This is a genomic window from Siphonobacter curvatus, assembly GCF_002943425.1.
GTDB lineage: Bacteria > Bacteroidota > Bacteroidia > Cytophagales > Spirosomataceae > Siphonobacter > Siphonobacter curvatus.
The window spans coordinates 59,680-84,407 of the sequence record NZ_PTRA01000010.1 but is presented as its reverse complement, the minus strand read 5'-3'; the positions used below and the strand labels follow the sequence as shown (position 1 = coordinate 84,407).

Genomic DNA, 24,728 nt, shown 5'->3' with positions numbered 1-24,728 from the left:
CATCAACGCGTCCGCATCCACCAGCGCCGAATAGGCATCCTTGGTGAAGGTGATCTTTGAGCCAATGTCCGCAAGATTCGCTACGTTTTCCATCGCCTCGGGATCGTAGGCTTTGATGTGAGCTCCCTGAGCAATCAGCTCGCGGATGTTGTAGAGTGCCGGTGCTTCCCGAATATCGTCCGTGTAGGGTTTAAAGGCCAGTCCCCAGATGGCGATCGTCTTGCCTTTCACATCCCCACCGAAATAATCCAGTACGTGCGGAATGAGCTTGGTCTTCTGATCTTCGTTGACCGTCATCACCGACTGTAAGATACTGAAGTCGTAGTCGTAATCCTGGGAGGTCTTGTGCAGGGCCTGCACATCTTTGGGGAAGCATGACCCACCGTAACCAATCCCGGCAAACAAAAAGCGTTTGCCAATCCGGCTGTCGGTACCAATGCCGCGACGGATGTCATCGACGTTGGCTCCTACTTTCTCGCAGAGGTTAGCAATCTCGTTCATAAACGTGATCTTGACGGCCAAAAACGCGTTTGCCGCATACTTGGTCATCTCGGCCGAACGCTCATCCATGAAGATGATGGGGTTGCCCTGCCGCACCAGCGGCGCGTACAACCGGTTCATGACCGCTTTGGCTTTCTCCGATGAGGTTCCAATGACTACGCGATCGGGCTTCATGAAGTCCTCTACCGCTACGCCTTCGCGTAAGAACTCGGGATTGGAGATCACGTCGAAGTCGACGGTAGCGTTCTCGGCAATGGCCGCCCGTACTTTCTCGGCCGTGCCCACGGGTACCGTCGATTTGTCAATGATGACGGCGTACTGCTTCAAAAGAGGTCCCAGATCTTTGGCTACGCCCAGGATGTATTTGAGATCGGCCGAACCATCTTCACCGGGAGGGGTGGGCAGGGCCAAAAAGATGACTTCGGCTCCTTCGATGCCTTCCGCAAGGGAAGTCGTGAACTGAAGGCGACCTTCGTTGGTGTTGCGCAGGAAGAGTTCTTCCAGACCGGGTTCGTAAATGGGAATGATGCCGCTACGCATCTTCTCAACTTTGCGAGCGTCGATGTCGACGCAGGTCACTTGGTTTCCAGTTTCAGCAAAGCACGTGCCTGTAACCAGGCCTACATATCCGGTGCCTACAACGGCTAATTTCATAGTGTGGCGGAAAAGTTTATGAAAATATAATTGATATTTTAAACAATCAAGCTGGTTAACGATTTATTATATATCGAATCAATCAAGTTTTGCACTACGTTTTTTAGGTTTATCTTTTTTGCTTTTCTTAGCCATTTTAATTTCTTCTCTTTTCGTTTTCAATACTTCTGCAGGTGATGGCCCTGTATCCCATTCTGTCTTTACAAGTAAGTCTCTTATATCAACTTTTAGAAATTCAGCTATTTTATATAAATCATTTACATGAGGTTGACTCTTATTATTGCACCACCGAGATATAGTACTAGCATCTTTATGTAAATACTCTACTAATAATACGCTATTTATTTTCTTTTCAGCTAGGATAGCTTTTATTCTATTTTCAGCCATTTCAATTTGGTGATATCGTTTGGCTGCAAATGTATAGTATTGTAAATTATTGAAAATCAGTATATAATGGATGTATTTGAAAATATAATTGCAAATGTTGCAATTATATTTTCGTTATTTGCAATTTTTTATATCTTTGTATCGCTAAGTTGAAGTATGAGTGTCTTTTTTAGCTTTTTAATTTCGTTATATAAGTCTCGCCCTCGAAAACTGGCACTTTTCACGCTACCACGAGACAAATGAGTTCTGAACACCCGACTTTGGCGTGGACTAGCTTATTTGTGGTAGGTATGCCAGTACCTCAAGGGCAATAAGTGAAGCTCCACGCCTTCCTTTCTTCTTTTGGCGCTTGACTTATGAAAAGAGACTCATTCCTTCGTTCCATTCACCGCTTTTTCCTTGTTAGGAAAAGCTAAACGCAACACGGTATGGAGTCTATGCTTTCCCTTATTATCTGTCCTCCGGACTGACCGCAGTCTAGATAGCTGCTTTTAAGCAGGCTAGGGGAGTGCACGCCCCTAGGCAGTATCCCTTTGCGCTTAAGATCCCCTTAAGCGCCAGCACCTGCTTTGCCCTTTCTTTCCTGATTTTAATCACATCCAAACAATGAAACCATTCATGTGTTTGCTGGGAATGCTATGCCTTTCCAGCGCGCTGCTGGCACAGCGAAACCCCCTTTCAGTAGGAGATACCTTACCCAATATTGATTTACCCACGGTACTTCACCACCAAGGAAAGTCCTTACCCACTACTTCCTTAAAAGGTAAGCTGGTGCTGCTGGACTTTTGGGCTACCTGGTGCAGCCCTTGCATTGCCATGATCCCAAAGCATCAGGAACTGGAAAAGCAGTTCGAAGGCCAATTGCAGGTGCTTTCCGTTACGAGTCAAAGCCGTAAGGAAGTAGAAGCATTCAGGGCTAAATATGAAGCTAAATACAAGCGACGTATAGAAGGACCGGAAGTCGTAGAAGATACGCTGTTACACGCGCTTTTTCCGCATAACTCGCTCCCACATTACGTGTGGATTGACGCTTCGGGGGTCGTTCGCGCCTTTACGGAACCCAGGGAAGTAACCGCCGAAACGATTCAAACGTATTTGCAAAGCCGTCAGCTCAGCGTAAGGCAACAGGAATACGTGGCGCCGCTAGCGTTTGATCGGCAGCTGCCGTTTCTAGTCAATAATAACGGAGGCAAAGGAGAGAACCTCATCTACCATTCCGTGCTCACGAGTCACACGTCAGGTCTGCCTTACGGCTCTATTTTAAAGCGTGATAGCACCGGCATGAAATACCTGGGCACTAACCAGAGCTTAAGTTGGCTGTATAAAACGGCGTATTCGGTTAGACCCCAGGTTTTTACCGAGCTTAATACCCGCTTTGAAGTAAAAGACCCTTCGTGCTTGACGACCGATCTTGTCGGGCAGGATTTCATCGATTGGCAAAAGGCGGGCAATGGCTACTGTTACGAGCTACTGGTTCCGAAATCCATGCAAAAGGATTTTTACCCGATTATGCAGCAGGAATTAGCCCGCCTATTTCCGCAGTATAAGGCCGGGGTAGAACAGCGACTTCTGGACTGTTTTGTGATGCGCCGTACCTCCGATCAAAACAAGCTACCTGCCGCTACTGGAGGCAAGCCTGTGATTCAGCATGATACCTTCGGCTACCGCTTACGTAACGCCTCCTTTGCCCAGCTCTTCTACCAAATCAACTATACCCAGCGCAGTCCTGCTCTGTTAATCGATGAGACGGGCCTGCGGCAAAAGACGGATTTGGACTTACCGGCAACCGTATCAGATCTCAAAGCTCTGAATCAGGCACTGGTTCCCTATGACTTGGAAATCACCGCCGAACAGCGTACGCTTCCTTTTTTGATCATTCGCGACCGTTAATCCTTTCTTCTCTTAACCATATACTTATCATGAAGCAGATTTTAATTTTTTTGTGGGCCCTGGCACTACCGGGGCTGGGCACCTGCCAGTTGATTACCCAGGGGCGCGTAGTGGCGCTACCGCACTTACAGCCTCTGGCGGGAGCTAGTGTGCGGTTGCAGGATAGCAACCTGGGAACGACGACGGATTCGTTGGGGCGCTTTACCTTGCGCACGGCGCAGCAGACGGGTATGCTCATCATTTCCAGCGTGGGCTACCAAAGCAAGCCAGTGCCCCTGGGCCCAAACGTGGGAACCATTGCCCTGAGTGAAGAAGCCAGTCAACTTTCCGAGGTGGTGATTTCTAATGGCTTTGAACGCATTCCCAAGGAGCGGGCGACGGGTTCCTTTGTCACTGTGGATCAGCAGCTGTTAAACCGCAGTGTCAGTACGGATTTGATTAGCCGGCTGGCTGACGTGGTGCCGGGACTTACCTTTGTTCGGCAGAATAGTAGCCCCAACGCCCAGACGCCCATCCGAATCCGCGGCCAAAGCACGCTCAATGCCCGCGCCGAACCCCTGATTGTCATTGACAACTTTGCCTTTGAAGGGGATATCAATACCATCAACCCCAACGACGTGGAAAGCGTAACCGTCCTAAAAGATGCCGCCGCCGCTTCCATATGGGGGGCAAGAGCCGGCAATGGGGTAATCGTCATTACCACGAAACAGGGAAAATTTAATCAGGCTCCGGTGGTTTCGCTGACGGCGAACGTGACCGTGGGCGAAAAACCGGATCCCTATTATGTTTCGCTGATGAGCTCGGCGGACTTCATTGCCAACGAGCAGCAGTTGTTTACCAGGGGCTATTACCGAAGTCAGGAGACTTCCCCCAATAAGCTCGTGTTGAGTCCCGTGGTGGAACTGCTCATTGCGGGACGGGACGGAAAGTTGTCGGCGGCGCAGGTGGCTCAGCAACTGGAACAACTGAAAACGCAGGATGTACGCCAGGACTACCTGCGGTATCTGTACCAGCCCAGCATCAACCAGCAGTACGCATTAAACCTGACGGGAGGGGCTGCTCAGCATCGGTACCGGGTAGCCGCGGGTTGGGATGAGAATCGCAGTACGGCCGTGGGGGATGGCTACCGGCGTCTAACCCTGAGCGCGAAAAATACCTGGTCCCTTCTCAAGCGAAAACTCGACCTGACGACAGAATTCTACCTGACGGCGGGCCGCACCCTGCAAAATAATGGCGGGCTCACGCCCATGAATCAGGTGCAACTGCTATCTAAAAATCCCTATGCCCGGCTGGCGGATGAACAGGGGCAGCCCCTGGCCATTCCAAAAGATTACCGGGTGGGGGTTCTTACGCCTCAGCCGCTGCCCTGGGACTATAAGCCCTTAGAGGAATTACGCCTAGCGGATTATAGCCGGCGAACGCAGGAGTTGCGGCTTAATCTGGGACTAAGTTATCAGGTGCTACCGGGCCTAACGGCTTCGCTACAGTACCAATATGCCCCGGGATCTTCGCTGCAGCGGAACCTGCAAAAGCAGGAAAGCTACGAAACGCGTAAGCTGATTAATTCCTTTCGGCAGGCCGATGGCAGTTTACCCATTCCGCTGGGAGATATGCTAGATGAGAGTAACGCGCGCAGTACCGGTCATAACCTGCGGGGGCAACTGGCGTATCAGCGGCACTGGGGAGGTAAGCACGAGCTTTCCTGGTTAGGGGGGAGCGAGATTTCTGAGCTGAGGCGCTACGCGCGTTCCGCGCGGTTATACGGCTACGATGCCGAGCACCTGACGAGTAAAGCCGTGAACTACCTTTTGCCCTATGCATCGGCCATTAACCCGGCTTCCCAGCTCAGTTACATTCCTTATAAGGACGGGAGTACCCTGCAGGTCGACCGCTTTCTTTCTTTGTATACGAATGCTTCCTATACCTACGACCGGCGCTACAGCGTATCGGCGAGCACGCGTTACGATCAGAGTAATCTTTTTGGCGTGGATGCCAACCAGCGGGGCGTTCCTCTGTATTCCCTGGGTCTGGGCTGGAACCTGCACGAAGAGACCTTTTATCACCTTTCGGCTTTACCGTATCTCAAATTGCGCCTGACTTACGGATATAGCGGAAATATTGATAAAAGTGTATCGGCTTACACCACAGCCTACTACCAGTCCTTTGATGCCGCTTCGGGATTACCTTACGCGATGATTACCAATCCGCCTAACCCTTCGCTTCGCTGGGAACGCGTAGGCATGACCAACGTCGGGCTGGATTTTCAATCCAAAAACCGGCGTATCGTCGGAAGTTTGGAGTGGTACGCTAAAAAGGGTTTGGATTTAATGGCTACCTCCACGCTGGCACCGCAGACGGGCGTGGCTTCCTTGAAAGGTAATTCAGCGAATACGAAGGGCCGGGGTATAGATTTGACGCTGACGAGTTTAAATGTCAATCGACGACTGAAGTGGGAGACGACGTTTCTCTTCAGCTACAATAAGGACTGGCTGACTAAGTACCTGGGGCCTGCTTCCAGTACCCTCTCCTTTGTCGGTTCTGCGAATGTTCCCTTAGAGGGCAAGCCCCAGTACGCGCTGTATAGTTACGCCTGGGCGGGGCTGGATCCAGCGACGGGCAATCCGCAGGGCTATCTAAACGGGGAGGTGAGCCAGAACTATTCCCAACTGGTAAGTGTGCCTTTAACCGATCTGGTCTACCACGGCTCCCGACGCCCACTCGTATACGGAGCGCTTCGTAATACGCTTTCCTACAAGCGCTTTTCGCTTTCGGCCAATCTGACCTACCGACTGGGTTATTTCTTTCGCAAGACTTCCGTCGTGTACGGTAACGTGTTAGGGGGAAAGGCAAGTCACGGGGATTATGCCCTGCGTTGGCAGCAACCCGGTGATGAAGCCTGGACTCAGGTGCCTTCCCGGCCTCAAACCTTCAGTAGTAGCCGGGATAGTTTTTATGCCAACGCTGAGATCCTGGCTGCCAAGGGAGATCACCTGCGCTGGCAGGACATGAATTTAAGCTACCGTTTCCCCAAAGGACAAGTGTATCTCTACGCGGCGAATCTGGGCCTTCTCTACACGGCTGATAAAAGCGGACTGGATCCGGAGTTTCCTGATGGGTTTCCGCCCGCGCGAAGTCTGGCGCTGGGCATGAACTTCACCTTTTAATCTTCTTTCCTATGAAAAAGATCCTGTGGATTTTAGGCAGTCTGCTAATGGGTTGCCAGAGTAAGTTTTTGGAAGAAAAACCGAATAAGGCTTTGTTGGTACCCACCACCGTAGCGGACTTTAGAGCCTTGCTTAATAATATGGCGACGGGCGATTTAAACATCTATCCCGGCCTGAATACGCTAGCCGACGATGATTTCGTTGCACAGCCCAGTAGTATCCAGTCCCTAAGTGAAATCGAGCAAAAGGCGTACCTGTGGAAATCCGACGTCTTTGGCAGTGAGGCATCAAATGATTGGAATAAACCGTACGGGGCTATTTTTATTGCCAACGTTGTGCTTGACGGGATTCCTTACGTACCGGTGACACCGGACAATCAGGCCGAAATCGAGCAATTAAAAGGGGAAGCCTATTTTCACCGGGCCTTTGCCTTGTACGGGCTGCTACAGCAGTTTGCTGCGCCTTACCAGGCTGAAACGGCTCCTCAAGAGCTGGGTCTTCCCATCCGGCTGACTGCGAATGTAAACGTTCTGGTGGGCCGGGGTAATTTGCAGCAGGCCTACGACCAAGTATTATCGGATTTAGATGAAGCGGCCCTTCGTTTAGCCGAGCGCTCCGTGTACCGGCAACGCCCAAGCCGCTGGGGCGTGGAAGGACTACGCGCGCGGGTGTATCTAACTATGGGGCGTTACGATCTGGCCTTAGTACACGCGACGGCCTGTTTGGAACGCGGGGCTTCTTTATTAGATTATCAAAAGTTAGACACGCTGGCCGTTCGGCCCATGCCGCGCTGGGAGGAAAACCCCGAAATTATTTTTTACAGTCAAACTAATCCCTACTTGTTTCACTACGAAGAAAGCACGCAACTAGAGGCGGGTTTGTATGCAAGCTATCAAACTGGGGATCTGCGTCGTGCCTGCTTTTTTACGCCCGATCGGGTTTTTAAAGGAAGTTATTCGGGAAGTAGCGGTTTTAGCGGTAGCTTGACTACGGGTGAAGTCCTGCTTACCCGGGCGGAATGTTACGCCCGCCTGGGACAAAACCAGGCTTCGCTTACCGATCTAAACACCTTGCTACAGGCCCGTTTTTTGGCCGTGCACTTTCAGCCTTACCGCCTCGGTGCCGTTTCTGACGTACTGGACCTTGTACTGCGGGAGCGAAGAAAGGAATTAGTCGCCCGGGGACTGCGCTGGGCGGATTTGCGGCGATTGAACCTGGAGTCGCGCTGGCAAAAAACGCTTGAACGGGTGGATGATCAGGGCCAGCGACATGCGCTCAAACCCAATGACCCACGCTACACGTTTCCAATTCCCACGACGGAAATCCAGGCGAGTGGAATTGCTCAGAATCCGCGCTAAACAAAACTCCCCCGCCTTATAAAAGCGGGGGTGTAAAAAAGCTTCCTTCGGGACGACGATACAAATCATCCCCCAGTTGGTGGGTCATGGATAATCGTCAGGAAGCTAAGGAAAAAGCGTTTACTAGTTAAGCTTACAGGGATACAAAGCCATTGTCCTGAATCACCGATTCAGCGGCTGCTTCGTTTTCGAGATTGCTATGCTCATTCGGATCATAGCCTTCAGCAAAAACGGCTTTACAGAGTTGGTTCGAGGCAATACAGGATTGGGTAGTATTCATCTGCTCCCAAGCAATGGTTGTTCCCCGGCGAACCCGGGTCCACTCTGTGGAAGCCGACTTGATCTCAGAAACCTGCTGGGTAGCCAGGGCCGCACCAGCGGCGAAAACAAAGGCGAAAACGCCCGCCAGACTTACTTTGGATGCATGCATGAGTGACATCAATTTAAGTGATTACTAGGAGTACAAGTAGTAAGGAGCCTATACGTATACAGGGGATAGGCAGGTACCCTGGCCGCAGCGCGCGGAGCACTCCCACTCCGGGAAACGGGCTTTCAAGGCTTTTGCTGATAATGCCAGCGAAGACTGGTGAAGGCCAAAGCGAGAAAAAAGAGATTCAAATACAAATGGGGTTTCCAGCCCATGCCCCGAAGAATGCCACCACAACTGCAGGGCATTTGCGGAAAGACTCCGAGTAGACCCAGAGCAATGTAACCCGTGAGCAGGGCCATCAGCAGGGTATAACCTACCAGAGCCGCCCCTCTAGTAGCCCTGCTGAGTAGGCATCCTGCAATAACTAATTCGAGTAGCGGTAAGCCGTAACGCAAAGGCGTTTTAGACCAGTCTGGCAAGGGCTGGGCAGCTAGTTGCCGCTCAAATTCCGGCCCCTCCCAAAGCTTACTCACGCCGGCATAGGCAAATAAGAGGACTAGTAGGGCTAGCACTAGCTCGCGAACGTAATTCATAGGGTATGGTATAAGAGTGTAAACCGGAAGGCGGGTGCCTTGAATCGTTAGGATAAAGCTAAGAAGGCTATTGTAGTCACTGGATGTGCTAGCGCACGAAGTAAAGTGCTAAAAGAGAGAGAATGCATTGCTAGCGAGCATTCTGAACCCCTAGATTCGACTTCTTAACCGACTTATGGTACTAACGCTCAGGTGTAAGTAAGAGGCGATGTCTATGTTTTTCAGCCGATGACAGGGAAATCGCTGGCAAAAGTGTTGGTAGCGCCCGGCAGTGGATTGCGTAAGGAGTTGGGTGCGAAACTCTAGCGTTCTCAGAATATCCCCAATGATGCGGTGAGCTAGGTCTAAGGCTTCGGAAGAATGCAGAATCGTGTCATGCAAAGCCTGGTAGGAAAAACCAACCAGGTGACTAGGTTCCAGGCATTCGACGTAGAGTGCATTGGATTGGAAAGTCGGATGAGAAGCCGGCCAAATGATAAAATCCCCTGCTTGAAAGAAATGATGAATCGCCGGGAGCCCCGTTTCTTCGTCATACGTGTAGACTTTAATAAGCCCTTCTTCTACAAAGTAGAGTTGTGAGCGGGCATAGCCGGGATACGCTAATTGGTGGCCCGCGGGATAGTGCTGAATATGGGCCATTACTTGAATCTGCTGCCAAAAGCCAGCACTCAAGGGCTGTAATTGATTAAGATACGTTGCAAGCGTGATCATAAGTCTACAAGATGAAAGGTATAGAATGAAGCAAAGCATTTAGCGGGGTAAGTGAATCATTTGATTCAAACGGGCAAGCTGAGACGTATAATAGCGAGTGAGAAAATAATAGGTAAGTAGTTCGTAGGTGCGTTGATGCGCGGTGAATAAGCGATTAATGCTCATGTGTAAATAATCTGGTAAGCGGGCTGGAAGAGCACTCACTTGAGCTAACTGGGTAAACAGTGGAAGAACTTTTGCCGATCTGCTTTGTAAAATACGCTGGCAATCTTCACTAGGATAGGCAAGGGCAGTATGAATTCTAGGCTGATAGGCTTGGTAGCGTTGGTTAAGCTGTTGGCGAAAGGTTTTATCCGCTTGATGCTCAAGTAAAAAAGCTTCTTCCTGTTGATGCGTAAAGGCTTGTTTAGCCACTAAATTGAATCCTGCATCTTCTAAATACCCATCAACACTTTGCAAGGCAAATAAAATGCGATCCTGGGGCTGCCATTCCGTTTGTAAGTACGCTAAGGTTGCCGAGCTATCTACGCAAAACAAATCTTCGCTAGTGAGCATAGCCTCTGGGCCGTAACGGTCTACTTCGCGTTGATAGGTATCTAACTGCCAATACAGCTGATTGGCAGTTAAAAGGGGACTTAATGCCTTTTCCAAAAGTGCCAAAGCCCTTACATAAAAATAAGAATCGTTTCCTTGCATGCGTAGTCGTAGATGGAGTTCGGGATCCGCGTAACGAATGAAGAACCAACTTTTTAACCGGTCTGCTAGCTGCGTTAAGATGGAAGGAAGCTGTGTAGTTAATAATTCCTCCTGAATCGTAGGGCCAGCGTATAATTTAGCATACAACCAGGAAGATCCCGGAGGAAAGGTGTAGGGTTGGTGAAACGTGAGGGTTGGCATAGGTTTCAGCACGGGGGGCTTTAGGGATTTAAAGGGGAGAATGACTTCATTGGTATAGGAGGTATTCTGTTCTCGTATCCAGCAATGATTGGCCGGCATTAACCATTCCTGCAGGATAAGGGTGTTATGTTTGGAAAGTTCAGCCTGGAGTAATTCCCTGCCCCAATCCTTCTTCAAATCCAGTACTAATTCCTGATCATAGTGGGTTAGGCATACCCAGCGGGGCAAGGAACGAAAGGGAATATAGTTTTTAATGCGCCAACGAGCCCGGCATAAACAAATGTTTTGATAGATAACCCTGGGTAGAAAAGGTTCTTCTTTCAATTCTTTCCAATCCCAGGCTAAGGGAAAGCCATGCTCTTGACTTTGCAAGGCAACTAGAAATTGATAGACAGGCGGGCCTTGCGCAGGGTTATGGGCCGAAGAAAGCCGCGGAATTACTTTTTTTTGAAGCCGTGATGAAAATAAATGTATATAGCCGCTTTCCTCAACCTGAACCGAAAGGTCGTCCAGGTGAATTTGAAATTCAGGCTTTACACTGGCTTTTCCCAAACAGGGAATTTCATACGTTCGGAGTTGGGGACGTTGAATGATATTACCTGCCCGACCCTTCGGAAGATAGACAATTTCCGCAAAGATTGCTTCAGGCTCTTGAGCTTCTTCTTCTCTCAGAGCATCAACTAAGTGATCACTTAAGGCCGAATCGTACGTGGCAAAACGGGCCATTAAGTTCGCGGCGGAAGGGCCATACACAGAAAGCAAGTGAAAAAGAAAAAAGCCCTGATCTAAGCTAGCACTAGAAGAAGCAATTAGGTTACCCAAAGCATAAAAACTAGTAGGGATTTTCGTTCGACTCGGTTGACAAGATGCTAAATCTTCCGCCTCGATCTTGATGGAAGTCTGTTTCTCTCTTAATGCTTGCTTTAGCACTTTTGTTCGTAAGTTACGGAAGGCTTCTGAATCAGAATTTGTGTCGGGACTTGAGGCAAAAGGAACTAATCCCTCCACTAACGGAGCGTAGGGAGCGACTTGATCTCCAAATCCGATTCCCCAATCAGGATCTAAAGCCTGTAATAGCGGTACAGACTGAGCGCCATAACGCGCGCGAAAGTGTTTGGCAAAACTTAAAATCGATGAGTCTGTTTGCGTTGCAGGGAGAACCAGGAGATCAGAAAGTTGCGAGGTAATCAATTCCCGGACCTTTTCACTTAAGGTGCAGGAATGAGTTTGTAAGTACAGATCCGTTTGCTGAATTACTGGAATTTCAGATAACGGTGTATTGTGTACGTTTAAGTTGGGGACCCTTGTACTAACCTCATCGAGAAGTAAATGTTTTTCCAGCATTTTTAAGAATGCCAATTCAGACGATACATCCTGTAAAGGGCTAAGTTTTTGTAACAAAAGCTGAAGTGGATTTTCTCCCGTTAAGGATGGATGAAGTTCATTAATTAGTAACTGATTGGTAATGAGGGATTCAATATAGCAAAGCGCGGCTTGCTTAGAATACTCATGGCTGGTAAGCTTTGCTTCCAATGCCTGCAGGGTAAGTCCCTGCTGAGCATCCATTAGAAGCTCTCGAAGCGGTTCCGTTAATTCCACTTCACTAATAACATGACTTCCGTCTACTTGATCGAGATAGCGTAACGAGTCCTGATGGCAGTAATAGATGGGATTGGTGTAGAAGCGGAGTTGCGTTTGTACCTTTGGCATACATGCCAAGGCTTGAATTAATGCCAAGAGGTATTCAATATCTAGGCGATGGTGAGGCTTCAAACGTTTAGTCTTCCACGATACCTTTGAAGTGGCATCTATTTTTCCCAAACTCACTCCCGCTAAAAGACCATACGGCGTAGGGCGAGTGCTCATGCGAATAAAGTACTTTAATATACTCTGCTTGACTGATGGTGGGAGGGGACCTTCTTTTTGCATTTGCTGCCAAAGGGTTGGAGAAGCCGAAGCAATCGCGGCCTGAAAAAATACATTCTCTCGTAGGAACTCGAAGCTAGGGATTAGCGGCCCTTTAGTGGGGAATGGGTTAGGCCATACCGGGGTCCGAAGCAGGAAGAAAGGAAGCATTTGAATAGACTTCATAAGCGGAGAATGGCTTGGTTCAATCAAAAGGGAAGTGTACCTCCCAACTCTATTAGCTGTGAGGTAAGGCGTGAATGAAGTGGGTGCTAGGGAAAGTAAAAATGAAAGAAGGGCCAAAGAGTTAAGGTCTTTGGCTCTGACGGATTGAACGCTTACCGCGTAGTACCTAAAGTACAGGGAATCGTGGAAAGCAGAATGGTACCGGAAGTTGACAAAGGCTTTGTCGTCGCTTGAGCAATAACTTTCTTTTTGAATGCTAAATTTTCGGATACTGGTGCTGACGTGTTCATTGGAAAATAGTTTAAACGGTGAATAATAGATTGATTAAGGCTTAAAGCTACATCATCAACGCCGACTTAATCAAGCCCCTGATAACGGTACTCGGTGAATCATGAATCTCAACCAGTGAAGAAGAAGAAGTTCTCGGTAAACTATTAATAACCCATAGGTTTGTTACTAAACAAAACGTTAAGAGAATCCCTGTAGGTAGGGCCAATGGAGATTTCTAGCCCGTTTATTAATTTAATCTGTTTCTTATCGATAGAGTAGATAGCGGTTTTATGCACAATGTAGGAGCGGCTAATCCGGATGAATAAGGATTGTGGCAAACTATCCTCCATAAACTGCATACTAACATACGAGGTGATGAATTTAATGGGCATGTCAACATTTGAACGACTTGACTTATCCTGTAAGAAAACATTTACGTGATCATCCATCCCTTCAATATACAGGATTTCGTCAGCCATAACCTGTATCTGCTCATAACCCTTCTTTATCCAAATGCGGTGAGAAAAGGAATGGTTGCCAGGAGTTTCTCCTAAATACACTTTTCCTAAGGCCCTCATAAAACGCTCCAAAGCAATGGGTTTTAATAGGTAATCGCTTACATCGTACTCATAGGAATCTACCGCGTACTCAGTATGAGCAGTCGTAAGTATAACGTGGGGGTGATACGTAAAAGTAAAGGCCTTTAACAAATCCAATCCATTCAAGCCCGGCATCCTAATATCTAAAAAAAGTAAATCAGGACGCTCTTTCAGTAGAATGGGCAGTGCATCAACTGCGCTTGTACAGGTAGCTACTAAACGCAAATAAGGTATTTGGTTGATGTAGCTAGATAAGACCCGATGAGCTGCTAGCTCATCATCAATAATACAGCAGGAGATCGTTTTCATAGAGTTTCAGAATTTTCATATGTGGAAAGAAGTATGGTAAGCGTAATGTTAAAAATGGATGCATTGGATTCAATAATTAGACTATGTTTTTGAGGGAAGAGAAGCGCCAGGCGACGTTTGGCATTGGCTAAACCTTGACCTGTGCCTTTAGAAGATATACAAGGATGAGAATTCTTTATGCTAAAAACGAAAAGACCATTCTTTTCCATGCGCAGATAGATTTGTACCCATGCATCCAGTGAGGTGGCTTCAACGCCGTGTTTAAAGGCATTTTCCACGTAGGTAATTAACAGAAGAGGAGGAATTTTATAATTTCCTAAGTAACCTTCTTGTGTGAAGCTAGCCGTAACCCGCTCGCCGTGCCGATTCATCACTAATGAGATATAGCTTTCAATGAACCAAACTTCTTTTTCTAAGAGAATAAAGTCTTCACTGGCTTCTTGAACGGTATATCGTAAGAAATTTGATAGATAAATGATTTGCTTTGGTGTTTCTAGGTCTTGAGAAAGAACTCGATCATAGATGGTATTTAGGGAATTAAAAATGAAGTGGGGCTGGATTTGTGCCTTTAAAGCCTGCAGTTCGAACTGTAATTTTCACCTTTCAAAAGCTCTTGTTGACGTTGAATAGTATTGATGACTTTAGAGATTTTAATGAAGATCGGTAAAGAAAGTTGAGAAAAGCTAAAGGCGTAATTGTAGATGAGTACTGATAACTTACTTAAGACAATAAATAGAGGCGCATCGGCATAAACCGAAATCAATCCTTTATAGGCTCCTCCGTACTCCAGAGATAGTATTGGAATGAAGTAATGATAAACAGCAGTTGTCGTGACGTAAACAATAATTAGACAACTTATTAAATCAGTATATCTTCTCTTTAAAAGCGCTGGGATACCCCAAAGACTAATTATATAGTAGTTAAAAATGATTGGAAAAAGAATAATGGACAAAATGCTTAAGAGCAGTGGTAAATGAACCGGATCTCGTAGACTAATGTAATGTTGGCTGAAGATAAATAATCCAATAAGAAACCAGAAGCTAAGGTGTAATGCTATACGAACTTGCGTATTGGGGTAGGGCTGGTGTAAATATAGCCATGGAAGAAGAGGTTTCATAGCTGGGAAGATTAGGGTAGGATAAGTACTTTAAGCTAACATTATTATTTAAATAATTTTTAAACCATCGTCGAAGAACGTCAGTTTATCGACATACAACTGTTTTAGTTATACGCTTATCATAAATGTATGAGAGGTAGCTAATTTTTATTCAGTATTAAAATTCTAAAGGCACTTAAAAACAGGAAGCGAAACAGTATAGTCTATCTATACATTGACCATGAGATATATGTAATATAGACAATGACAAAAGAGTGTCTAGCAACAACGCACGTCAAATAGACAAAAGAATACATAATTATATATCCATTTATGGGTATAAGAAATAGCTTTAGGCTAGGCAAACCGTTAATAAGTAAGCTTTTTATAGAGTTTAAGCGCTTTCTCCAATAATTACGAGTAGGGCTCACTTCATTTATTCTTAAAGATGTATGATATTTGAAGCGAGGTCGGTTTTCTAAACCGGCACTTACAATACCACACCTAAAAGACTTATATCTTCATGCTCTCCTTGCCTCAACACTTTGAGTCAATTACGCTGTTAATTACTCATTTTAATCGAAGCCATTCGCTGGAGCGGCTCCTCCAGTCGCTGGAAACGCTCAAGCTTTCATTTGGTGAAATCATTGTCTCGGATGGCGGCAGCAATGGCGAGCATTTTGAAGCGGTGCTCCAGCAGAAGGAGCGGTATTCCTTTACCCTGCTGAGTACCTCAGTCAATAAAGGCTTAGGCAATAGTATTAATGTAGGGCAGGATTTTAGTAAAACTCCTTATCTTTTGTACGTACAGGAGGATTTTGTGCCCCTGCCCGCCTTTCGGCAAGCCCTGGCTAATGGCCTGAATCTCATGGATGAGGAATCAGAATGGGATATCGTCCGTTTTTATGCGTTTCCCTGGGCGAAGTATCCGTACCTGAAGAATTACAAGAAGGGGTTTTCACGCATGCAATTCAACTTAGCCCCCTGGTACATCAATCATCATAAATTTTACCTCTACAGCGATCATCCCCACTTAAAACGAAATACGTTCAGCGATAAGTTTGGCCGGTATTTGGAGACGCTCAGTGGGGATACCACGGAAATGAGCATGTGCCGCTCTTTCTTGAAAAACCATGGGAAGGGGTTGTTCTACAATGACTATAAAGATTTATTTGAACATGTAAATTCAGCGGAAGAACCCGGGCAATACCGGCCGGTGAATCAGGCTAGCCGAAAACTATCGGAAATCCCTTGGGTCTATAATGCCTACTTGAAATATAAAACCATGAAAGAAACCTTCTCCTACGTGCTGGCTAAGTAATACTTAGCTAGGTCAAAATGCTGAGAAGATCATCCTTTAACGTTTACGCTTTGGTTTAACAAATACTATATCCCAGTACATTATTAGCAAGCAGTTTAAAATCTATTCTTGAATCGAAGCGGCCCTGTTTAACGTTTAGTTAAGCAGGGCCGCTGTATTGTAATGCTTCGACCAGTACTTGGATGAGCAGAAGTCCGCAGCCACCGGTGTATTTGGGAATATAGGGACTTTTGATCCGATCACCCCGTACTACAGTTTCAATCCCACTATGACCAATCAACTAAAGGTATACACAATAAGATTGCAATTGATTAAAGTCTTAGTATGTATACCTTTAGTTTGTAGAGTTTAATTAAGGATTATATGCAAAGCATCGATTTGCTTGGATTTATCTTCTTCTTTTTCTTTTGTGATTCGTAGTACATATCTTCCTCTGGGAAGGTCCTTTACATCAAAATAAATGCTATTTGTTGCTTCAACCTGTAATTTATTTACCTCCTCTTTCAATGAAATGGATCGAACTGGTTTAGAAGTGGTTATTCTTTCTTCTTGATAAAGCTCAATGCTTTCAGGTAGAAGTTTGTCTTCCTCCGACTGCTCAAATTCGACACTGATTTTATCAGATGCAGGATTTGGATAAACTTTATAAGCTAAGTAGGAAGCACAACTTACAGTAAATGGAAATTCCCTCCAAGTGCTACCACAGCTATTTGTAGCAGTATAGCGAATATGAAAGCTTCCATTTAGATAACCAGAATTAAAATTAACGCTAGTAGTAGTAGGATTCCAGAAGTAAGCATTAGAAGTATTGCTGGTGAAAGAATAATTGCCACCAGTAGCTCCAATCATATTTCCGGCTTGTAGTTGCCGATTCTGATTTTGGCAAATGGTATTAGGGAAGTATGGAGTTAAATAGGATCCAGCCATCGTGACTTCACCAAACCGGGGACGGCCTACCCATACACTTTTACGAATGGTTACCGATCCACAGGAAGAGTTAGCTGTAACCTGAATCCAACCTTCTTCTGCTTCATTGGTGGTAGCCGAACTAACCGAAATAGAGGTCGAGTTTTGACCGCCCGTAATTTGAAGATTACTACTGGTTATCCACGTTGCACCCGAATAGCCAGCAGGCAGGCTAAACGTTGCGTTAGAGCAAGCCACGGAATTAGTAGGAAACATACTGGCCATCACTGCTTCTAATGCTGCCCGTGCATTTACTCGACCGAATCCAAATGTATTGTCAAACCCTGGATTGCCCATATCAACCGCAGTCTGCTGTAATAAGGTTCGTACTTGAGTTTCAGTAAGATTGGGATTAAGTGATAACATTAAGGCGGCTACGCCAGAAACTTGGGGAGCAGCTGCTGATGTTCCATTAAATAGATTAAAGAATCCGTCATTTGAATAACCATTAGCCCCGGGACGATCAATGGTGCGAATGTCACCATTCGGAATTATGCAATTATCACCTAAGTCTAGACGGCCCATATCAGCACCTGAACAAGCTACTAAGTCCATTTGAGGCCCACGGCTACTATAGCCATGAATATTTCCATTAAATTCGATAGCTCCTACCGTAATTACTCCATCCACATTACCGGGAAACAAGACACCGGAGAAATTAAGGTTTGAATTTCCGGAAGAAAATATAACTATGCAACCTAAAGTAACACCGTTCCGTCTTCTGCCTTGGGTGCGAGCGTTTGTAATTTCTTGAGCAATCCCTGGATGGAAAGCATCTTGTTGATTAAAGCCCCAAGAGCAGCTTATAATATCTGCATTTCCGGCATTTTCTCTCCAAGCATTATTTATGCCCAAAACTATTTCCTCTGGAGTTTCTCCGCCTCTAAATATATTTACAGGATAAATAAGGGAGTTAGGTGCAATACCTGCTACACCTCCATTGTCATGTGCAGCAGCTATTATTCCGGTACACGCCATACCATGACCGACTCGCAGGAATCGATTAGGGTCAAATGGGTCAGGTGTATTCCTATCAAAACATACGCCAAAGGGTCGTCCGAAACCGTTTGGGTCTAGAGGTGTAAAGCCCTGTAAAAGACGGCTTCCTAGTTCTGGGTGGTCTTCTACTCCATCATCTATGACAGCAACACGAATACCACATCCACGGGTTATGTCCCAAGCTTCAGGTGCATTAATGTCTATGTTGTTGGCTTGATGTAAGTAGTACTGATCTGGGAAACGGTCATCACTGGGTATGTAATTAGATGTGATTCTTGCTAAATAGCTTGGAACGCACCATTCCACTAACCCACTTTCGTGTAGATTATTTGAGATATTAAACAGTTGGTCTATATCGGTAACTCTACAAAAATAGGTTTGAGTTGGTGTATTACCAGTGAGTAGGATTTGATTATTTGTGAACTTTACAATTCTTTCTATAGAGACACCTTTTTTGGGCATCAGCATTAGTTTGCCATTAAAGTACATGGGTTCACCATTGGCATAAAATAGGGGTATGCTAAAATCAGCTTCAGTTTTTGTTAAAGACAATTTGCCTGTACTTGAGGTTTGTTTGTAGATAACAAACGGGACCCCCCCAATTGAAATTTCACGATAATCTGAGCTGGCAGGATTATTAATTATTTTCTTACTTAGGTCGTTAATTGAAGCTCCTTTGGCCACCTTAGCTAAAATGATACTTGAATCAGGCTTAAGTATTACCTTTTTTTTCCCTGCCCACATGAAGATTTCTTGAGCAAAGCTTGAACTACAAATACTGATCAGAATGAGGACAATGGTTAGGGTAGAGGTTTTTTTTTTCATTGGGTTATTTGCATTGGTTTAGAGATATATAATCAATACATAATTGGACACTTGGCTTTTTCAAAGGAATGGTAGTGGGGCAGGGATAAAAATCGCTGCATGAACGTTGTTCTGTAGCTTTTGCGTCAATATGAAAGTATACTTTAGTGCCGATTGTAAGGCCCCCCTCGATTCTGTTAAAGGGTGGATTATTTAACATGACTACATTATTAAACAAACTATCTTTTCTATCCCACTCCACGCCGATAGGAGCATTCGTGACTTGTACGAAGTATAAAGATGGACAATCTCCAGCGACGATTATACCTTCGTAACAAGTATTGCCGTCATAAGGATTATCTTCCTTAGTACAAGTGATCAGTAAGAGTGCTGTAAAAAGAAAGATAACGATAGAAAGTATATTTTTCATGATATGTAGTGTTTGAAATGTGAAGTATATTAGATAGACACCTATTTATATTATATAGTTGTAAAGGCAAATAAAAATAGATGGAATCATTAATAACTGATATTAGAAATTAATTAGAATAAGATAAAAAATCACTTTGTATAGAGCTCTTACAATTTAGCGTAAAATATTGCATTTATACTTTTGCATATTTAATGCCATTCTAATAAGTAATAAAGCGTAGTTTCTTAACCTAGGATTTTAAGTTGCTAAAGTTTTGAGGAATGTACACCGCTATTGGGGTATTTTTTCAAGAAGGCTTTCATTTTACTTTATAGCACATGGTGACTTCATTTTTATCCTGCTTTTGGGGTTATTGAATTGGACGCAATGGAGTCGATCCTGCTAAATATGGAGCTAGAGTTGTTTCAATTTGTTATAGCTACAGCTTTACATGATCAAGCCTTTCCTGCTTGGCTTAGGGCTTGCCTAGTTGAGTTCTGAGTTATTGCATATTTTTCTCTACACTAGCGATTCAGGCAATTTGCTTCTCAATTAATCGGATAGCTTATTTAAAGCTTTCTCGCGATACAAACCCGTAATGGCTTGCAGGTTACCATGATTATGCGTATACCATTGTGTACGGTGAATTTAAGGTTCGCTTGTGGTAGTCCGTACGTAATTCATGTCTGTAATTTCTCGTAAAATGAAGCCGCCCCTAAGCGTTGCTACGTCCTTGTTATGCTTCGGCTGATTGACTTGTTGCAATAACTGTCCTAACTGTTTGCTGAAGAATCGAGGGAGTTCCGATTCAAGCCGCCAAAATTCCTCAGTTTGCTTATACGCGCTTATAACAAAGGTATTCCGGTCAGTCTTTTATTACCTATAATATTTTCTTAAAGGCTCTACGTTTTTGTGCTGTACTCAAAATCTTGATATGCCTATATATAGGTATTTATGGGCTACGGTAAGTCTAATACTTTTGTTTCATACCTATCATATTCTTGTCACTGTACGTATGAAAAAGAAATTCTACCTGTTTATTCTATTACTTTCTCTCTTGACTTATGATAGATCGTATGGTCAACTAATGGAGCTAGATAGTATTGAAGTGAGTATGTTAGGCGGGAAAGCGTCAAGCCAGTTTACCTTGCCTTCTACTAAGATAGTAGTTAAAAGTTTCGTTGGGCCGACGACTACTTTTCAAGGCTCTAATAATAAAAATGAAAAGGGTAACCCTTTTTACAGTAAACAGGTTGAGTCAGGGGCCATCTTTTATGAAGTTAGGGTGGTCCCTAATTTTCCCGAGAACGTTAGGGGGCCTCGTATTAACAGAACCGGTGCATCTAGTTTTATTGCCGTTAAGTACGATGCAGAAGGCTACAAGAAAATTTGGATGACTTTATCGGTAGGGGCCTTTCGAATCGTGGGGTCTTCCACCCAAGATTGGGAATACCAATTTCGTTATTTCAAAGATACGCGAACGGGCGAAGAAACGGCAAGCCTAGGCACTGTATCTAATACGAATACATACGCCGGCCAGGAGGTAGTGGCTAGTGTTAAAGTATATGAAAAGAATACTACCCTATTATCACTTTACAATGAATTCAAGATTGGAAATCAAGCGGCACCCCTCACTCGCACTTTTCTTGAGGAAATAAATCTGGGGATTAACAAAAATATTAATGCTAAAACAAAAGTATGTGCGGATGGATCGGAGGCAACCGTTATCGAAGTGAAGGGTAAACAAGCTAATGATGTTTCGATTAAAATTGAAAATACATCAATAGGGAATGAAGAGCGGGATGGTGAATTAATTAACCCTATTAAGCAAGTCGATAAATTTAGAATAACGTATAAGCATCCTTCCTTTTTTAATAGTGAAAGGGCCCAACGAGAGTATTTGATTACCTTACTCATTTACCAAGGTGCTACTCAAGTGGGTAAATTAAAGCTGACTGTTGTCCGGCCTCCTGTAGCTTTGATTCATGGCTTGTTATCTAAAGGGAAAATTTTTGAATTGATGAAAGTGGGCTTGCAAGCAGAGCTCTATAGCGATAGGCAAGTGCATATAGTGAGATATTCCGATCGGTCAGGTATGGGCTTTTGGGACAATTCTGCCTTGTTGCAGGAACGATTAAAACTCATTTTATTGGATTGCAATAATGCTCAAATATCAGCTGGAAAATGTGATTTAATTGGGCATAGCATGGGGGGGATTCTGAGCCGAATCCATGTTCAAACGAATTATCACTCAGCCGTTAATCGAGTTATTACGCTGAATACGCCACACGGAGGATCTCAAGTAGGTAATCTAGTTGATCATCAAGTTTTTTACGGAGCTTTGACAGTGGCCAGTTTTATAATGGGTGGAGAGTGGAAATTTCAAGCGATCAGAGATTTACGGGTAGGCAGTGTTGCCCTTACTGAATTATTAAATGGTCCGACAAGAACTCATAATTCGGTTCCCTGCCATGCGATTGTGACCAGGTATGAAATTCCGATGGATCAGGTAGACCCTCTTTCAGTAATCAATGATTGGTCAGCTCTAGTACTGCAGGCGGCCCTCTTTAAATACAAGTCTATGCTACCTTCCCCCGGAAATGATATTGCGATTTTATTAAATAGATTGACGCAGGAATTGTTTGACGGCTACAATGACATTACAGTATCTGATCAGAGCCAAAGGGGGGGCTTAAGTCCATCCAATGTAACGTTGATCCCGGCAAATCAAAATCACATGGGTTCTACCGTAAACCCCATTGTTATTGAAAAGGTAAAAGAATTGCTTAAAAAGAGTCCAGCAGATCCACTATTTAGTAAAACGTGGTATGACCCTTTCCCAGAAAAAATACCTGATTTTCTAAGCGAAACGAATAAGGGGGCTAGGGGCTACACGGCTGCTGCAACCCAAGCATCGACTCTACACATTGCTCAGCCCCTTTCCGGTACAACTGTACGACCCAATCAATTCGTTACGGTTTCCGTCAACGTTAGTCAAGATATAAAAAATATCGTGTTTTTTGCCGGAAACGCTTCCGTCGGAACGTATCAAAAGATAGTTGATCCCACTACGACCACTTTTACTTATCAGGTGCCGACTAACGCTATCGGTACCTTACGCTTAGCAGCGTTAGGATTTGGGGAAGCAGGGTATGAATTGATGGATACTACGGTAACCCTCCAGGTGGTTCCAAACGTGAATTTGAAAAGTATCTCCGTACAACCTGCTAGCGTACTCGTGAGTTTACAGGGTACGCAGCAATTAACTGTAACGGGGCTGTTTGACGACGGAGTAGAACGGGACTTATCAGCTTTGGCAGGAGTAACGTATCAGTTTAAAGAAAATATCGCTTCTTATCTGGGAGAAGGCCAGGTTCAGGGAAATCAAATGGGCCGGGACACCTTAACCGTGCAATATTTGGGCAGCTCAACCCGGGTTCCCATTCAGGTGTACGTAGCCATTGAGACCCCCTTACCCGTTACATTCATCCACTTTTCTGGAAAAAATAAAGCAGAACTAGGGAATCAACTTTTATGGTCAACGGCTCAGGAGACCACCAATAGCCATTTTCTGATTGAGCGAAGTCCCAACGGTAAACAATTTGAGGTCATAGGCTTAGTCAAAGGTGCGGGAACGACAACTACGCTGCAAGGTTATACCTTTTGGGACCGTTTGCCGTGTAGTCCAATCACCTATTATCGCCTGAAACAAATAGATGAGGATGGTACTACTCATGATTCGAAGATGATTTCTGTAAAGAATGCGGGCATCAGCTACGATTTGACAATATATCCCAATCCAACCGAAGGTGAGTTAGCAATCGAATTATCACCTACCCTCGATGTAGCTAAAATCCAGGTTTTGAACCTACAAGGACTCGTGCTCTGGCAGAAAGCAGTATTCGATAAGAAGATCCAGGTAAACACCTTGCCTAAAGGTGCCTATATCCTACGAATTTTTACTAAAACTGGGCATACGTTAGAGCAACGATTTATCAAGCAGTAACCTAGCAAAGAGAAAGTGAAAAATTAATGGCTGCATGCATTGAATACGCACCGTTTAAAAGCAAGAATCCTTTACACTGGAAAAATCGCTAATCACTGAGCATTTTCTTTAGACTAAAGTAATTACCCCTAGAGTAGTCTTACTGAGTACTTACTTTCTTCACGTATTCAGCAGGCGTCAGGGGGGTAAATACTCGCGGAAACGATTAATACTGTAGGAAGGATTTTGTTTACAAGATAAAGGGCTACTAGACCGGGCTTATCATCTGCCAGTCATGATCACCTAGTCCAGCCAAGTAGTCAGCGGTAGTTCCATGAGCGGAAAAGCCTCCTGGCTTTGTTCGCCATGACCCCAAACCGTATGCGCTTAGATGAGCCAATCAACTGCTGGCAGGAGCGTACCACCAAATAAAGCGAACGAGTAGTGATTTCTAATGTTGAGAAAATGAAGGCCTGGTTGATTTTAGGGCTCGGTAGCCGTTTGTAGGACGATTGGCCCGCGGGGTTGAGCCACGCTGAGGTTGTCTTCCGCAGAAATTAAAAAGCCTACGGGTTTAAAGGGGCTGAGGCTGTGCAGGGAACTCTTAAGCGTGGAGGAAAGAAATCCCGTGGACATTTTTAATTGCCCAATGTTTCGATTTCCTTCTTTTTCCGTCTGCGCCCAAACGATATATAATTTTCGAGCCGGCTGCAGCCGACTGGGCTCGGCAAGGTTCGTCACCTGTAGTTCTATTTCATAATTGCCATTGTCTTCGGGTTCGACTTTGATCGTTCCTTCGGCAGCCGGTACAACCGCTGAAGAGGCAAACGTGTATTTTTTAGACTGGCACGATTGAAGCGTTAGTAACAGGAGGGCGACTCCTAATCGATACGTCTGTCTATGCTTGAAGGGGAAGGTTAGCCATCTACGGTGCATACAAGGTGTTGGGATCAGTTCCCTTTTAATTCTAGGTCGGCCTATTGCTTTGTTTTGCTGAGTGATTTAAAACACGTTCTCAAAAGCAAAAAGATATACCAGGCCTGTAAAAGCGGCTAACCAATTTTGCTTGCGCCAAGGCTTTCTAAAAGCAAGGCATGTGGCTGCAGGTCTCCCTTTTCGTAGTAAGTCAAGACCAGGAGCTTACAAAAATGGTAGGCGCTTATCTGCGCTATTGGGGTATCTAAAGTGATTAAGAGACCTGATCGCTAGTAAAGGCGCCCGGTACGCTCACAGCTAATAAAGCCCGCGAGGTTAGTGGCGTTTCTTATCCCCTTTATCTACCGAAAGACGGGCCCGGCTATCTAACCATACGCCTGAGAAAGGAATTTTGCGAGCAGCCGTTTGGGTAAAC

Annotated in this window: 16 protein-coding genes; 5 read left to right on the top strand and 11 right to left on the bottom strand. The window is 45.2% G+C overall.

Annotated features, from left to right (window positions below):
• Both C5O19_RS25210 and C5O19_RS25205 read right to left on the bottom strand, forming a co-directional pair.
• Positions 1-1,155: UDP-glucose dehydrogenase family protein (locus tag C5O19_RS25210; protein WP_104716142.1), on the bottom strand; the 1,155-nt coding region annotated here is incomplete at its 3' end.
• 78 nt (positions 1,156-1,233) lie between these two features.
• A complete protein-coding gene (locus C5O19_RS25205; protein ID WP_104716141.1) occupies positions 1,234-1,542 on the bottom strand; it encodes a helix-turn-helix transcriptional regulator in 309 nt (102 codons plus the stop codon).
• 606 nt (positions 1,543-2,148) lie between these two features.
• Between C5O19_RS25205 and C5O19_RS25200 the strand changes: the two genes are divergently transcribed.
• The 3 genes from C5O19_RS25200 to C5O19_RS25190 are packed head-to-tail and all read left to right on the top strand — an operon-like array spanning position 2,149 to position 7,954.
• On the top strand, positions 2,149-3,432 hold the full coding sequence (locus C5O19_RS25200) for a TlpA family protein disulfide reductase (protein ID WP_104716140.1): 1,284 nt from the start codon (positions 2,149-2,151) through the stop codon (positions 3,430-3,432).
• A 29-nt stretch (positions 3,433-3,461) separates the two neighbouring features.
• On the top strand, positions 3,462-6,596 hold the full coding sequence (locus tag C5O19_RS25195) for a SusC/RagA family TonB-linked outer membrane protein (RefSeq protein ID WP_104716139.1): 3,135 nt from the start codon (positions 3,462-3,464) through the stop codon (positions 6,594-6,596).
• 11 nt (positions 6,597-6,607) lie between these two features.
• A complete protein-coding gene (locus C5O19_RS25190) occupies positions 6,608-7,954 on the top strand; it encodes a RagB/SusD family nutrient uptake outer membrane protein (RefSeq protein WP_104716138.1) in 1,347 nt (448 codons plus the stop codon).
• A 133-nt stretch (positions 7,955-8,087) separates the two neighbouring features.
• Here C5O19_RS25190 and C5O19_RS25185 read toward each other — a convergent pair whose 3' ends face one another.
• From C5O19_RS25185 to C5O19_RS26425, 6 genes are all read right to left on the bottom strand, one after another.
• Positions 8,088-8,384 carry a DUF6520 family protein gene (locus tag C5O19_RS25185; RefSeq protein WP_133163452.1) on the bottom strand — a complete coding sequence of 99 codons (297 nt, stop codon included), beginning with the start codon at positions 8,382-8,384 and terminating at the stop codon, positions 8,088-8,090.
• 122 nt (positions 8,385-8,506) lie between these two features.
• A complete protein-coding gene (locus C5O19_RS25180; protein WP_104716136.1) occupies positions 8,507-8,917 on the bottom strand; it encodes a MauE/DoxX family redox-associated membrane protein in 411 nt (136 codons plus the stop codon).
• Between the two features lie 150 nt (positions 8,918-9,067).
• A complete protein-coding gene (locus C5O19_RS25175; RefSeq protein ID WP_104716135.1) occupies positions 9,068-9,628 on the bottom strand; it encodes a Crp/Fnr family transcriptional regulator in 561 nt (186 codons plus the stop codon).
• Positions 9,629-9,667: 39 nt separating this feature from the next.
• Entirely contained in the window at positions 9,668-12,601 is a 2,934-nt protein-coding gene (locus C5O19_RS25170; RefSeq protein ID WP_262509742.1) for a lantibiotic dehydratase, read from the bottom strand.
• Positions 12,602-13,050: 449 nt separating this feature from the next.
• On the bottom strand, positions 13,051-13,794 hold the full coding sequence (locus C5O19_RS25165) for a LytR/AlgR family response regulator transcription factor (protein WP_104716133.1): 744 nt from the start codon (positions 13,792-13,794) through the stop codon (positions 13,051-13,053).
• A complete protein-coding gene (locus C5O19_RS26425; RefSeq protein WP_104716132.1) occupies positions 13,791-14,375 on the bottom strand; it encodes a sensor histidine kinase in 585 nt (194 codons plus the stop codon). Before C5O19_RS26425 ends, C5O19_RS25165 begins: the two co-directional genes overlap by 4 nt.
• Positions 14,376-15,413: 1,038 nt before the next feature.
• On the opposite strand from C5O19_RS26425, the gene C5O19_RS25150 reads away from it, so the two are divergent.
• Entirely contained in the window at positions 15,414-16,211 is a 798-nt protein-coding gene (locus C5O19_RS25150) for a glycosyltransferase family 2 protein (RefSeq protein ID WP_104716130.1), read from the top strand.
• A 348-nt stretch (positions 16,212-16,559) separates the two neighbouring features.
• On the opposite strand, the gene C5O19_RS25145 is transcribed toward C5O19_RS25150, so the two are convergent.
• Both C5O19_RS25145 and C5O19_RS25140 read right to left on the bottom strand, forming a co-directional pair.
• A complete protein-coding gene (locus C5O19_RS25145; protein ID WP_104716129.1) occupies positions 16,560-19,001 on the bottom strand; it encodes a S8 family serine peptidase in 2,442 nt (813 codons plus the stop codon).
• A 4-nt stretch (positions 19,002-19,005) separates the two neighbouring features.
• Positions 19,006-19,410, bottom strand: coding sequence for a hypothetical protein (locus tag C5O19_RS25140; protein ID WP_104716128.1), 405 nt, complete (start codon positions 19,408-19,410; stop codon positions 19,006-19,008).
• Between the two features lie 997 nt (positions 19,411-20,407).
• Between C5O19_RS25140 and C5O19_RS25135 the strand changes: the two genes are divergently transcribed.
• Positions 20,408-23,398, top strand: a complete 2,991-nt coding sequence (locus C5O19_RS25135; protein WP_165796128.1) for a T9SS type A sorting domain-containing protein — start codon at positions 20,408-20,410, stop codon at positions 23,396-23,398.
• Between the two features lie 462 nt (positions 23,399-23,860).
• Here the strand turns inward: C5O19_RS25135 and C5O19_RS25130 are convergent, their stop codons facing one another.
• Entirely contained in the window at positions 23,861-24,313 is a 453-nt protein-coding gene (locus C5O19_RS25130; RefSeq protein WP_104716126.1) for a hypothetical protein, read from the bottom strand.
• Positions 24,314-24,728: the final 415 nt, after the last annotated feature.

Coding starts and splice junctions, on each gene's coding strand:
- C5O19_RS25205 (WP_104716141.1), bottom strand. CDS start 1,542: ATGGCTGAAAATAGAATAAAAGCTATCCTAGCTGAAAAGAAAATAAAT.
- C5O19_RS25200 (WP_104716140.1), top strand. CDS start 2,149: ATGAAACCATTCATGTGTTTGCTGGGAATGCTATGCCTTTCCAGCGCG.
- C5O19_RS25195 (WP_104716139.1), top strand. CDS start 3,462: ATGAAGCAGATTTTAATTTTTTTGTGGGCCCTGGCACTACCGGGGCTG.
- C5O19_RS25190 (WP_104716138.1), top strand. CDS start 6,608: ATGAAAAAGATCCTGTGGATTTTAGGCAGTCTGCTAATGGGTTGCCAG.
- C5O19_RS25185 (WP_133163452.1), bottom strand. CDS start 8,384: ATGCATGCATCCAAAGTAAGTCTGGCGGGCGTTTTCGCCTTTGTTTTC.
- C5O19_RS25180 (WP_104716136.1), bottom strand. CDS start 8,917: ATGAATTACGTTCGCGAGCTAGTGCTAGCCCTACTAGTCCTCTTATTT.
- C5O19_RS25175 (WP_104716135.1), bottom strand. CDS start 9,628: ATGATCACGCTTGCAACGTATCTTAATCAATTACAGCCCTTGAGTGCT.
- C5O19_RS25170 (WP_262509742.1), bottom strand. CDS start 12,601: ATGCTTCCTTTCTTCCTGCTTCGGACCCCGGTATGGCCTAACCCATTC.
- C5O19_RS25165 (WP_104716133.1), bottom strand. CDS start 13,794: ATGAAAACGATCTCCTGCTGTATTATTGATGATGAGCTAGCAGCTCAT.
- C5O19_RS25150 (WP_104716130.1), top strand. CDS start 15,414: ATGCTCTCCTTGCCTCAACACTTTGAGTCAATTACGCTGTTAATTACT.
- C5O19_RS25145 (WP_104716129.1), bottom strand. CDS start 19,001: ATGAAAAAAAAAACCTCTACCCTAACCATTGTCCTCATTCTGATCAGT.
- C5O19_RS25140 (WP_104716128.1), bottom strand. CDS start 19,410: ATGAAAAATATACTTTCTATCGTTATCTTTCTTTTTACAGCACTCTTA.
- C5O19_RS25135 (WP_165796128.1), top strand. CDS start 20,408: ATGAAAAAGAAATTCTACCTGTTTATTCTATTACTTTCTCTCTTGACT.
- C5O19_RS25130 (WP_104716126.1), bottom strand. CDS start 24,313: ATGCACCGTAGATGGCTAACCTTCCCCTTCAAGCATAGACAGACGTAT.